Genomic DNA, 12512 nt, shown 5'->3' with positions numbered 1-12512 from the left:
TTGACGCACGAGGCGATCCGGATCGAGCGGGAGGAGTTCACGCAAGTCACGCTCGATCTGCTCGGGCGCAGCTTCGGGGCCGGCTCGCTCGACGGGTTCGACGTCTTCTATACCGCCGAGGACCTGTTCGAGGAGGTGATGTACCGCCGCGCCGGGCACGAGCCGGCGGACAGGTGCGACACCGCGATGCTGTTCTTCCGCCTGCGCGGCCAGTTCGAGCGGCTGAAGCCGGGGGTGCGGATTGCGCCCTCGACACGGTTGAAAGACATCGCCCGCATGTCACCGACCCGGCTGAGCAAACGCCTCGCGCGCGAGACCGGGCTGGCCATGCCCATCGTGTCGTTCGGCTATGTCGGCTGCGCGGCATGGGCCATGGGGCTGATCGGCAGCCCGCTGGTGTGGTGGCTGATCGGTGTCGAGGCCTTTGCCGTGGTCGGTTTCGCCTGCTTCGTGATGATGATCGCCGACCGCGGGCGCTACTGGCTCGAATGGGAGACGGTGTGGTCGCTGGCCGATGCCATCGCCCGCAAGAACGTGCCGCGCAAGGACGCGGTCGCCGCGCGCGGCCGGACCGAAGACCTGTGGCAGCGCTATGCCGAGATCCTCGCGCTTTCCGCCATGCCCGAGCCCAACGGCGCGCGGCTGGTCGATGCGCACCGGATCGCGCGGGCCACGCGGATCGAGCTGGTGTGAGACGATGACCGGCAGCCCGCTCCGGACCGTCTATTTCCACGGCCTGCCCGGATCGGCGGCAGAACTGGCGGGCTTCGGGCCCGAGATCGCGGGCCGGACGGCCGGGTTCCATGTCGCGGCGCGGGGCGGAGATTTTCCGCGACTTGCCGCTGGCCTCGCGGCGCGCCTGCCAGAGGGGGCGCTGCGGCTGGTCGGTTTCTCGCTGGGCGCGCAGGCCGCTTTGCGGGTCGCGCCCTTGCTGGGCGAGCGGGTGACGCGGATCGACCTCGTCTCCCCCGCCGCGCCGCTGCAACTGGGCGTTTTCCTGAAGGGGATGGCGGGTGCTCCGGTGTTCCGCGCGGCCTTGGCAGGGCGCCGGGCCTTTGCGGCGCTGACGCTGGTGCAGGCGCAGGTCGCCCGCCACGCGCCCGAACGGATGGCCGCCGCGCTGATGGCAAAGGCCAGGGGCGAGGACCGCGCGCTCGCCGCCGATCCGCGCTTTATCGCCGCGCTCGCGCAGTCGCTGCGCCACAGCCTGCTCGATAGCCGCGAGGCCTACATGGCCGAGATCCGGGCCTATGTCGCCGACTGGCGCCCCGATCTGGCGCGGGTGCAGCAGCCGGTTAGCATCTGGCAGGGGAGCGAGGACGACTGGACCCCGCCCGCAATGGCCGAGGCCCTCGCCGCCGCTCTCCCGCACCGCCCGCAGGTGACGGTGCTGCCGGGCCTCTCGCACTTCTCGACCTTGCGCCACTATCTCGAAGCCGAAGCCGCATGACCGCAATCGTCCTCGTCCAGCCCGAAATCCCCGGCAACACCGGCGCGGTGGGGCGCACCTGCGTGGCGCTGGATATGGAGCTGATCCTGATCCACCCCTTGGGCTTCACCATCGACGACAAGCGGGTGAAGCGCTCGGGGCTGGACTACTGGCCGCATGTGCGCCTCACCGAATATGCCAGCTGGGAGGCCTTCCTCGAAGCCCGTACCCCGCGGCCCGACCAGCTGTTCCTGTTCGAGGAATTCGGCGCGCGGTCGTTCTATGAACCGGAATACCCCGAGGATGCCTTCCTCGTCTTCGGGCAGGAGACCAAGGGCCTGCCGCAGCCGATCATCGCCGCCCACGCCGACCGCCTGTTCAAGCTGCCGATGCGCTCGGAGGTGATCCGGTCATTGAACCTCGCCAACACCGTCGCGGCGGCTGCCTATCAGGCGCTCAGGGGGAAAATCTGAGCGGCCTGTGGCGCACCTGCCCCGTTCCGGCGAAAAATGCTTGTGCTTTCAAAAACCCGTTGCGGGCCGCAAATCGTCTGATATTTCCTGCCTCAGACATTTTTTCGGGGGCGCAATCAATGATTTTGAAGACTGTGCGTGCGGGCGTGATCGCTCTTGCCGGAGCCAGCATGCTTGCCTTTGCGGCACCGGCCATTGCCGGGGACACCACCCGCGAGGGCTTCGTCTTCCCGGCTGACGGCAGCATGAAGATCGTGGTCTTCCGCCCCGACGTCAGCGTCGGTTCGCAGAAGGCCGGCGGCATCGTCGAGCCCAATGCCGACTGGACCGAAACCGCGCGCACCAACATCAAGGCCAAGCTGATCGAGCGCGCCGCGGCCTTGAACGCCAGCCTCGAATTCGTCGACGAGCTCGAAGGCGAGAACGCCGAGGTGCTGACCGAATACCGCGCGCTGTTCGAAGCGGTGTCGGCCTCGATCTTCACCCACGTCACGGTCGGTGACAGCCTCGCGACCAAGCAGAAGCTGGTCTACGATCCCAAGCTCCCGGGCGCGCGCCCGAAGAAGGTCAACCAGCTCGACTGGACGCTCGGGCCGGGCACGGCCAAGCTGCGCGAGGCGACTGGGGCGGACTATGCGATGTTCGTCTTCACCAACGACGCCTATGGCGATGCGGGTCGCAAGGCGGCGCAGGCGGCCGGGATGCTCGGCTGCCTGATCGGGGTTTGCGTCATGGTGCCCTCGGGCATCCATGTCGGCTATGCCGGGCTCGTCGACCTCAAGACCGGCGATGTCGTGTGGTTCAACACCGACCTCGCGATGGGCGGCGACCCGCGCGAGGTGGAGGGTGCCGACAAGCGCGTGGGCCAGCTGCTCGAAGGCTTCCCGCTGCGCGACGGCTTCGGTCCGGCGGAAAAGGCCAAGTGAGCACGCCCCGCGCGGAGCGGCCCTGCGCCGCTCCGGGCGGCGTGACCGGGCGTCGCTTCCTGTCCTTGCGGCTTGCCCTTGCGGGCCTCTTCGCCGCGGCCTCGCCGGTTGCGGCGATGGCAGCGGCGCAGGACGCGCCTGCGCCTGCGCCCGCCAGCGAGGAATTCGAAGGCCCCTACCAGCCCTCCGACGATCTCGAGCGCGGCCTGTGGCACCAGATGGCCGAGGCCGAGCGCTCGCTGCGCACCTCCAAGCAGGTGATCCGCGATCCTGAATTGAACGCCTATCTGCGCGAGGTGCTGTGCCGCACCGTCGGGCCGGAATGCGCGAGCATCCGGCTCTATGTCCTGCGCTCGCCCTATTTCAACGCGACGATGGCGCCCAACGGGGTGATGACCGTGTGGTCCGGCCTGTTGCTGCGCGCCCAGAACGAGGCGCAGCTCGCCGCGGTGCTCGGCCACGAATTTGCCCATTTCAAGCGCCGCCACTCGCTCCAGCTGTTCCGCGAGGCCAAGGAGAAGAGCAACGCGGCGACCTTCCTCGCCTTCACCGGGATCGGCGCGCTGCTTTCGATCGGGCTGATGGAATCGCTCTTCGCCTTCTCGCGCGGGATGGAGGAGGAGGCTGACCGCGACGGCCTCGCGATGATCGCCAAGGCGGGTTACGATCCGGCGCAGGTGCCGCTGATCTGGGAGCAGATGCTCGACGAGCGCGATGCGACGCTGGTGGCGCGCGGGCGCGACAAGGACAAGCGCAAGGCCAAGGCCGGGATGTTCGCGACCCACCCGCCAAGTCAGGCGCGGGTCGATTACCTGCGCGCCGCGATCCCCCAGCTCGCCGCCGCACAAGGCGGCGAGACCGGGGTGGAGCGCTATCGCGCGCGGCTCGCGGCATGGTGGCCGCAGTTCCTCGACGACCAGCTGAAGCTCAATGACGACGGCGGCAGCCTGTTCCTGATCGACGCGATCGACAAGACCAACGGCTGGACCCCGTGGACAGGCTTTGCCCGCGCCGAATTCCATCGCCGCCGCGGCGCGCTGGGCGATGCCGAGGCGGCGGTCGGGTTCTACACCGATGCCATCGCCCGCGGCGGCGATCTGCCCGAGCTGTGGCGGGGCCGCGGCTATGCGCTGCGCAAGGCGGGCCGCGCCGAAGAGGCCCAAGCCGATTTTCGCGAATACCTCGGCCGCGTCCCCGACGCGCCCGATCGTGCCATGGTGAGCACCCTAGCAGGAGTTGAATGATGAAGAGGCTGTCCGTCCTTGCCCTTGCCGCGGCGCTGGTCGCTCTCCCCGCCGCGCCGGTGATTGCCGGGTGGAAGATCGTCGAGCCGAATGCGCCCGTCGCGGTCGGCAAGAGCGCGATGAAGGTCACCGCGTCGGAGAAGTGGAACCGCTGGAGCGTCCGACCGGTCAAGCAGGGCGAGGTCTGGACCCGCGACGGGACCAACTTGAACGAGCTCTATTTCGTCACCGGCTTGCCTGCGGGCATGACGCTCTACAAGGACACGCAGAAGAAGGAGCGCCCGCTCCCCAAGCTGTCGGCCAAGATGGAGCTGACCGAGATCCCCGAGTTCTACGAAAGCTCGACCCGGCTGGTGCTGAACACCTCGGTGTTCCAGATGACCTCGGTGGAGCCCGCCAAGATGGGCGGGCAGGATGCGGTCAAGTTCGCCTTCGAATATTCGGTCGAGGGCAGCCCGCTGAAGCGCCGCGGGATCGCGGTCGGGACGATGGTGAAGGGGCAGCTCTACCTCATCAGCTTCCTCGCGCCCGCCACCCACTTCTTCGAGCGCGACCAGGCCGAGGTCGAGAAGATCATGGCGAGCGTGACGTTCTGATTTTTGAGCGGCGCGGGGGCTATTCCAGCCCCAGCGCCTTCAAATTCATCGTCGCCGCGTTGTAGCTCGCTTCGGCAAGGCGCCCGGCGAGCTGCGCGCGGATCGCGCTGATGCGGGCGTTGGCGGCGGTTTCCTCGCGCGCGTTGACGAGGAAGAACTCGCCCGCGCCGAGGCGGAAACGGGTGCGTTCGGCCTGCACCATCGCGTTGGCCTGTTTGACCTCGGCATCGGCCAGATCGGCGAGTTTGATCGCCGCGCCGAGATTGGCGAGGATGTTGGCGACGTCGGTTGTGATCTGGTCGCTGATGCGGCGCTGGCGCAGCTCGGTCTCGCGCAGCTCGGCCTCGGCGCGCTGGACCGCGCCTTGCGCGGTGCGGCGCTGGAGCGGCACCGAGAAGGTGAGGCCGACCACGGTGTCGGTCGAATCGAAGCCCGGGCCGCCCGGGCCGATCTGGCCGAAATCGCGCGACAGCTCGACGCTCGCGTTCAGCGAGGGCTGGAGGTCGTTCCGCCGCAGCGCCACCCGGTTGTTGGCGCGTTCGAGCGCGATCTTGAAGGTCTGGAGCTCGGGCCGGTTCCGGATCACCTCGCTCACCGGCGTCGCGGCGAGCGCCTCGGGCTTGGCGACGGACTTCATGCGCGCCAGATCGGGCAGCATCTCGCGGGTGGGGATCACCATCTCGCCGTCGGCGCCGCGCAGGTAGAAGCCGAGGCTGTTCGAGGCGGTGAGAAAATCGCGCCGCGCCTGTTCCAGCAGCGTGCGGCGGCGCAGCAGGTTCTGCTCGTTCTCGGTCAGCGCGATGCGCGCACGCGCGCCTTCGTTCACCTCGCGGGTGAGGCCGACCTGCCGCGCTTCTGCGATCTCGAGCAGTTCCTCGAAGACCCGGATCTCCTCGCCCGCCGCGACCCAGCGCCAATAGGCGCGCAGGGCCTCGTGCTGGACGTTCAATTGCACCAGCATCACGTCGAGCTTGGCTTGGCTGGCGGCGAGGCGGGTGTCCTCGATCGCGAAGCGGCGGCTGTCGATGTCGCGGTTGCGCAGCAGCGAGAACAGCGCGCCGACCTTCACCTCGCCGAGATTGTTGGTGTAATTGTAGTTCTCGTAGATCGGGAAGTCGCCGCTGGAGACGCGGTAAGAGCCGAACACCTCCGCGCCGTAGAGCCGCAAGGGCTGGCGCGCCTCGACCTTGCCGAAGCCGCCCGAATAGTAGCCGGTCAGGCGATCGTAATATTCGCCCTTGAGCATCAGGTCGAAGGCGCCGTCCGCGCCGAGCTGGTCGGCGCGCGCGGCGGCCTCGCGCTCGAAGGCCTCGAGCACCTGCGGGAAGGTCAGCGCCGAGGAGCGCAGCACCTCGTCGGGCGTGAGCGGGCCGGACTTGAGCGCGGCCTCGATCGGCTCGGCATTGGGCTCAATGTCCTGCGCGAGGGCTGGCGCGGCGCAAAGCAGCGCCAGCGCCGCACCCGGCAGCATCAGGGCAGGCCTGCGCATGCGTTTCACTTCTTCGTTCCGGTGCTTTCGGCGGCGGGAAGCTGCGGCGGGAAGTTGTTGAGCTGACGCCAGATCTCGTAGCCCACCGGCACCGTCTCGAGCAGCACCCAGGCCTGCACCGCCGCGCCGAAGCGGACGTAGCGTTCTTCCGGCCAGCCGATGCCGTCGAGCTTTTCCTCGGCGATCAGCACCCGGAACTTGCCGTCGATCTGCGCCGAACGGTCGACCGTGATCACCCGGCCCCCGAAGGTGCCGACCGCGACCGAGGGCCAGCCGGAGAACTGCACCGCCGGCCAGCCTTCGAACTGGATGCGCGCCTGATCGCCCGGCCGAACCAGCGCGACATCGCGCCCGTCGATGAAGATTTCGATCACCCGCCCCGCACCGTCGGGAACGAAGGTCGCGAGCACGTCGCCCGCCTTGATGAAGGTGGCGGCATCGCCTGCGTTGAGGCTCTGGATGAAGCCGTCACGCGGCGCGCGCACGATCTGTTCGGACTGCCGGGCGAGGCCCACATCGGCGCGGTTGAGCGCGGCTGTCGCGGCGGCCACCTGTCCCTCGCGCTCGGCAATGCGGATCTGCGCCGCCTCGAAATCGCGCCGCGCGGCCAGCCCCGCCTCGAACAGCTCGCGGGTGCGGCGTTCGTCGATCCGGGCGGTGGCGAGCGCGCTCTTGGCAGCTTCGAGTTGCAGGGCCACCTGCGCGCGTTCGGCCTGGAGGCGCTCGATCAGCTGCGGGTCGATGTCGGCGATGCGGACGATCGGATCGCCCTTCTTCACCGATGAGCCGTCGCGGACGTACCACTCCTCGATCCGGCCCGGCACCAGCGCGTTGATGTCCTGCTTGCGCTCGTTGGGGCTGAGCGTCGTCACCACGCCCTGGCCCGAGGTGGTCTGCACCCAAGGGACATAGATGAGGAAAGCGACCGTGATGATGATCGCGGCGAGGATCATGTAGAACACCGCCCGCATCACCTTCGGCACCCGGATCGAGGCGAGGGTGGTGAAGTGCGCCATGTCTTCCTTGAGCGTGGCCATGGTCAGCCCTCCTTCGCTTGGCGTTGCGCGGCGGCGAATTCGTCGAAGCTGGCGAAGCTGCGCTGCTGGTGGGCCTCGAGATAGAGGAAGCGGTCAAAGCCCAGATCGATGCGGCGGCCCGAGAAGTAGATCACCGTGGTGTAGGCCTGCGCGCGCAGCTCGGCGACCGCGCGCTCGATCGGCTCGGGCTCGAGCAGGTCGAACAGGCGGCTGAGCACCAGAATGCGCGGGCGTTCGAGCAGCGCGTTGGCGAGCTTCAATTGCTGCAGCTCCACCGCAGAGAGCGGATAGCCGGTCGAGGCGAGCGGGGTGTCGAGACCCTTTTCCAGCGTGGCGATGGTGCCCGCCAGCCCCACGGTCTCGAGCGCACTCAGCATCCGCTGCGGCGCTGTGTCGGGGCAGGACAGGGCGAGGTATTCGCGGATCGTCATCTCGACGATGCTCGGCCGGTCGAGCACGTGGACGTTCTTGCGCAGGTGATGCGCCTCGATCGCCTTCATGTCGATGCCGCCCAGCGTGGCGATGCCGCCCTGCGGCAACACGTGCATCTTGAGCAGGTTGGTGAAGAGCCGCTGCACCCCGTGCTGGCTGGCGGCGGCCATGATGATCGAGCCCGAGGGAATCTTGAGATCGAACTGCGCGTCCTCGTGCCGCGCGCGGCCGCGCACGCCCTTCATTACGATGGTGTGGTCGGGCCCGTCAAAGGGATCGGCGCCCTTGGGCTGTTCCTGCTCGACATCGTAGAACTGGGAGATTTCCTCGACGGCCGCGAACAGGTCGTAGAAATAGTTGAGGTAGCTGCCGAGCTGCGAGACCCCAACGAAGGCGGCCGACAGCACCAGCTCGGCTGCGACCAGCTGGCCGAGGGTGAGCTCGTTCTGGATCACCAGATAGCCGCCCAGCCCCAGCAGCGCCGCGCTGGCGGCGGCATACATCAGCAGGAAGGCGAGGGTCTGCGAGAACAGGTGGCGGAAGTGCCGCCGCCGGTCGTTGATGTAGTTGCGGGTGTAATCGTCGGTCTTGTCGAGTGCGTAGTCGATCCGGCGCTGCGACTTGAAGAAGCCGTTCGAGTGGCCGATCGTGTCGAGCCAGGCGGCGGTGGCGTGCTTGGAGTGGCTCACGTCCACGCCCGTGCGCAGCGCGCGCGCGCCCCAGATCAGCCACACCACCCAGATAGCTGCGATCATCACCAGCGTGAAGCCGAGAAAATAGGGGTGGTAGAGGCTCACCAGCACGAAGCCGACAGCGATCTGCAGCAGCGTGGTGAAGCCGCCGATCATCAGGATCGGGATCGCGGTCTGGACATAGACCACGTCGAAATAGCGGTTGAACAGCGAGCCCTTCTTGGCGTCCGAGAAGAACGGGTTCTGGGCATAGACCGAAATCAGCGCGATCTCCGCCACCATCCGCGCGTGGAAGCGGCGGGCGAAGATCTCCATCAGGTGGACGCGCAAGGCATAGAGCAGCACCGAGAGGGTGAGCAGGCCGAACAGGGTGAGCGAGAGCACCACCAGCGGCGCGGTCAATGCGGTGTTGGCGATGGTGTTGATCAGCATCTGCACCGAGATCGGCGTCGCCAGCGAAAGCAGGCTGATGCCGATGCCGTAGACCGCCGCGAGCCAGTAGAAACTCGCCTCGGGCTTCAGGATGTCGAAGAAAATCCTGAAGAATTTCACCAGCGAAATTCTGGAGCCGTAACTTTGGCCTTCGCCTGCCATGTCAGCCTTTCCGTTGCGAAACCCGTGTGCCTGCGCTGCGATGCCCCGGAAGCGGGACGCCGCCGCAATAACTTGCCTCTATTGCAACTGTCACACGCCGCAAGCGAACAATGGTCCAGAGCCTTGCGGGTTCCGTGCATGACAATATGTGCAAATTCTTGAGGATACAGGGGTTGGCAATTAATGAGAGGTAATAAAGTATCGCGGGCCCCGATAGCGCGCAAAGCTTGCGGGCAGATGAACCGCGCGCGATGAAGCGTGGGTGATGGCCGTTTCCGAGACCTCCGACGCGCGGATTGGCGCCGACGTGCTGCTGGTCGGCGGGGGGCACGCGCATGTCGCGGTGCTGGCCGACTGGATCCGCCGGGGCGTGCCGCGGGGTCTGCGCGCGGTGCTGCTGACGCCCGAGCCGGCCTTGCGCTATTCGGGCATGGTGCCCGGCTGGCTCGTAGGGCAGCACGCGCAGAGCGACGGGCTGGTCGACCTCGCGGCGCTGGCCCGGCGCGCGGGGGTGGATCTGGTGCTCGGCCGCTGCGCCGCGCTCGATCCCGAGGCGCGGCTGGTGACGACCGCGGACGGGCGCGCAATCGCTTTCGGCCTCGCCAGCTTCGACACCGGCGGCGAGGGGCAGGGCGCTGCGCTGCTGGGCGATGATCCGCGCCTTGTGGAGGTGCGGCCCATCGGCGCGCTGGTGGAGCGCCTCGCAAGCTCACGCGCGTCTCGGCGGGGGCTGTCGCGCGTGGTGATCGCGGGCGGCGGGGCGGGGGGTGTGGAACTGGCTTTCGGGCTGCGCAACCTTGCTGGCGCCGATCCGCGCCCCGAGGTGACACTGGTGACGGGGGCGGGCGGCCTGCTCCCCGGATTTGCCGGGAGCGTGCGCGCTCGTGCCCTGCGGGCGCTCGTGCGGGCCGGGATTGGGGTGATCGCGGAGGATGCGCGGTTCGAGGGCGGGGTGCTGATGGCGGGCGGGCAGTCGCTCGAACCCGCCGACTGCGTCATCGCCGCCACCGGCAGCGCCGCGCCCGCATGGGTGCGCGCCTCGGGCATCGCCACCGATGCGGCCGGCTTTCTCAGCGTCGATGCGCACCACCGCTCGCTCTCGCACCCGCATATCTTCGCAGCAGGCGACGTCGCCGCGCGCATCGACCGGCCGCTCGCCCATGCCGGGGTGCACGCGGTCTTCGCCGGGCCGGTGCTCGCGGCAAACCTGCGCGAGGCGCTGGCGGGCAAGCGGCCGACAGCGACCTACCGCCCGCGCCGCCACAGCCTCTATCTGCTCAATACAGGCGACGGCTCTGCGATCCTCAGCTACGGCCCTTTCAGCGCCGAGGGGTGCTGGGTGCTTGCGCTCAAGCACCGGATCGACAAAGCTTGGATCGCGAAATACGCAAGGCTGGCAGGCAAGGCGTAACGGCACGGGGCCCGGGAGCGAACCGGGCCGCAAAGGGGATCGTCTCGTGAAGAAACTCGCCATCATCGCCGTGCTGGCCGCGCTGGTCGCTGCCTATTTCATCTTCGATCTGGGGCAGTATCTCACGCTCGCCGGGATCAAGGCGCTGTCGGCCGATATCGCCGCCTTCCAGCAGGACAATGCGCTCGCCGTGATCGCGGGCTTCTTCCTCGCCTATGTGGCGGTGACCGGCGCCTCGCTGCCGGGCGCGGCGATCATGACGCTGGCGGCGGGCGCGCTGTTCGGGGTGGTGCAGGGGACGGTGATCGTTTCCTTCGCCTCGACATTGGGGGCGACGCTTGCCTTCCTCTCCTCGCGCTATGTGCTGCGGGACACGATTGAGGCGCGCTTCGGCGAGCGGCTGAAGGCGATCAATGCCGGGCTTGAGCGCGACGGACCCTTCTATCTCTTCTCCCTGCGGATGATCCCCTACATCCCCTTCTTTGCGGTCAATCTGGTGATGGGTCTGACCCGGATCCGCACTTTCACTTTCATGTGGGTCAGCCAGATCGGGATGCTGCTTGGCACCGTGGTCTATGTGAATTTCGGGACCCAGCTTGCCGATATCAGCGACCCGCGCGATCTGCTCTCGCCGCTATTGCTGATTTCGTTTCTGTTGCTGGCGCTTGTCCCGTGGATCGCCAAGGGCATCATCGGCGCGCTGCAACGCCGCAAGGTCTATGCCGGGTTCACCCGCCCCAAAAAGTTCGACCGCAATCTGGTGGTGATCGGCGCGGGCTCGGCGGGGCTGGTGTCCTCGCTGATCGCGGCGACCGTGAAGGCGAAGGTGACGCTGGTCGAGGCGCACGAGATGGGCGGCGATTGCCTCAACACCGGCTGCGTGCCCTCCAAGGCGATCATCAAGAGCGCCAAGGTGGCGAGCCAGATGCGCCATGCCGACAAGTATGGCCTCGCCGCGCAGGAGCCGCAGGTGCCGTTCAAGGCGGTGATGGCCCGCGTGCTCGAGACCATCAAGACCATCGAGCCGCATGATTCTATCGAGCGTTACGAGGGGCTCGGCGTCGATGTGGTCAAGGGTTATGCGCGGATCATCGACCCGTGGACGGTCGAGATCGCCCGCAACGATGGCGGCACGCAGCGGCTCACCACCCGCAGCATCATCATCGCCAGCGGGGCCGAGCCGGTGGTGCCGGACATCCCGGGCATTGAGCAATCGGGCTACGTCACCAGCGAAACCCTGTGGACGACCTTCGCCGCGCTGGACGACGCCCCGCGCCGGATCGCGGTGCTGGGCGGCGGGCCGATCGGGTGCGAATTGTCGCAGGCCTTCGCGCGGCTGGGGAGCGAGGTCACCCAGATCGAGCGCGGCGCGCGGGTGCTCTCGCGCGAGGACGACGACGTCTGCGCACTTGCCCGCGCGTCGCTGGAGGAATCGGGGGTGCGGGTGCTCACCGGCCACAAGGCGGTGCGGATCGAAGGGCGCACGCTGATCGCCGAGAGCGGCGGGGCGGAGGTTGAAGTCCCCTTCGATGCGCTGATCGTCGCCATCGGGCGGAAAGCGCGCCTTACCGGCTTCGGGTTGGAGGACATCGGCGTGGACGTGGCGAAAACCGTCGTCACCGACGAATTCCTCGCCACCAAATTCCCCAACATCTTCGCCGCCGGGGACGTCGCGGGGCCCTACCAGTTCACCCACACCGCCAGCCATCAGGCGTGGTATGCGAGCGTGAACGCGCTGTTCGGCACCTTCCGCAAGTTCAAGGCCGATTACCGCGTGATCCCCGCGGTCACCTTCCTCGACCCCGAGGTCGCGCGCGTCGGCCTCAACGAGCGCGAGGCGGCCGAGCAGGGCATCGCGGTAGAGGTCACCCGCTACGACCTCGACGATCTCGACCGCGCGATTGCCGAGAGCGAGACGAAGGGCTTTGTGAAAGTGCTCACCCCCGCAGGCGGCAAGGACAAGGTGCTCGGCGCGACCATCGTGGGCGCAGGCGCGGGCGAGCTCCTCGCCGAATATGTGCTGGCGATGAAGCACGGAATCGGGCTCAACAAGATCCTCGGCACGATCCACGCCTACCCCACGATGGTGGAGGCCAACAAGTTCGCCGCGGGCAACTGGAAGAAGGCACACAAGCCTGAAGGCCTGCTCAAGTGGGTCGAGCGCTATCACGACTGGATGCGGGGCTAGA

Annotated in this window: 11 protein-coding genes; 8 read left to right on the top strand and 3 right to left on the bottom strand. The window is 67.8% G+C overall.

Translation table 11 applies throughout. The features are described 5' to 3' along the window. The 6 genes from PFX90_RS15105 (at position 1) to PFX90_RS15080 (ending at position 4668) form a co-directional block, all read left to right on the top strand. On the top strand, positions 1-693 hold the full coding sequence (locus PFX90_RS15105; protein WP_285713435.1) for a hypothetical protein: 693 nt from the start codon (positions 1-3) through the stop codon (positions 691-693). Between the two features lie 4 nt (positions 694-697). Further along, entirely contained in the window at positions 698-1450 is a 753-nt protein-coding gene (locus PFX90_RS15100; RefSeq protein WP_285713434.1) for an alpha/beta fold hydrolase, read from the top strand. After that, entirely contained in the window at positions 1447-1902 is a 456-nt protein-coding gene (locus tag PFX90_RS15095) for a tRNA (cytidine(34)-2'-O)-methyltransferase (RefSeq protein ID WP_285713433.1), read from the top strand. Before PFX90_RS15100 ends, PFX90_RS15095 begins: the two co-directional genes overlap by 4 nt. A 119-nt stretch (positions 1903-2021) precedes the next feature. Continuing rightward, positions 2022-2828, top strand: a complete 807-nt coding sequence (locus tag PFX90_RS15090) for a hypothetical protein (RefSeq protein WP_285713432.1) — start codon at positions 2022-2024, stop codon at positions 2826-2828. Beyond that, positions 2825-4072 carry a M48 family metallopeptidase gene (locus tag PFX90_RS15085; protein ID WP_285713431.1) on the top strand — a complete coding sequence of 416 codons (1248 nt, stop codon included), beginning with the start codon at positions 2825-2827 and terminating at the stop codon, positions 4070-4072. Before PFX90_RS15090 ends, PFX90_RS15085 begins: the two co-directional genes overlap by 4 nt. Then, on the top strand, positions 4072-4668 hold the full coding sequence (locus PFX90_RS15080) for a DcrB/PsbP domain-containing protein (RefSeq protein ID WP_285713430.1): 597 nt from the start codon (positions 4072-4074) through the stop codon (positions 4666-4668). Before PFX90_RS15085 ends, PFX90_RS15080 begins: the two co-directional genes overlap by 1 nt. Positions 4669-4687: 19 nt before the next feature. On the opposite strand, the gene PFX90_RS15075 is transcribed toward PFX90_RS15080, so the two are convergent. The 3 genes from PFX90_RS15075 to PFX90_RS15065 are packed head-to-tail and all read right to left on the bottom strand — an operon-like array spanning position 4688 to position 8912. Then, entirely contained in the window at positions 4688-6157 is a 1470-nt protein-coding gene (locus PFX90_RS15075) for a TolC family protein (protein WP_285713429.1), read from the bottom strand. Between the two features lie 5 nt (positions 6158-6162). After that, a complete protein-coding gene (locus tag PFX90_RS15070; RefSeq protein ID WP_285713428.1) occupies positions 6163-7194 on the bottom strand; it encodes an HlyD family secretion protein in 1032 nt (343 codons plus the stop codon). Positions 7195-7196: 2 nt separating this feature from the next. Next, positions 7197-8912 carry an ABC transporter transmembrane domain-containing protein gene (locus PFX90_RS15065; RefSeq protein WP_285713427.1) on the bottom strand — a complete coding sequence of 572 codons (1716 nt, stop codon included), beginning with the start codon at positions 8910-8912 and terminating at the stop codon, positions 7197-7199. Positions 8913-9177: 265 nt separating this feature from the next. Here PFX90_RS15065 and PFX90_RS15060 point away from each other — a divergent pair, with 265 nt between their 5' ends. Then, on the top strand, positions 9178-10323 hold the full coding sequence (locus tag PFX90_RS15060; protein WP_285713426.1) for an FAD-dependent oxidoreductase: 1146 nt from the start codon (positions 9178-9180) through the stop codon (positions 10321-10323). Positions 10324-10369: 46 nt separating this feature from the next. After that, positions 10370-12511 carry an FAD-dependent oxidoreductase gene (locus PFX90_RS15055; RefSeq protein WP_285713425.1) on the top strand — a complete coding sequence of 714 codons (2142 nt, stop codon included), beginning with the start codon at positions 10370-10372 and terminating at the stop codon, positions 12509-12511. The last annotated feature ends 1 nt before the right edge of the window (position 12512 follow it).

The organism is Erythrobacter oryzae (assembly GCF_030271515.1).
GTDB classification, from domain to species: Bacteria; Pseudomonadota; Alphaproteobacteria; order Sphingomonadales; family Sphingomonadaceae; genus Erythrobacter; species Erythrobacter oryzae.
This window is presented reverse-complemented; position numbering and strand designations above follow the sequence as displayed.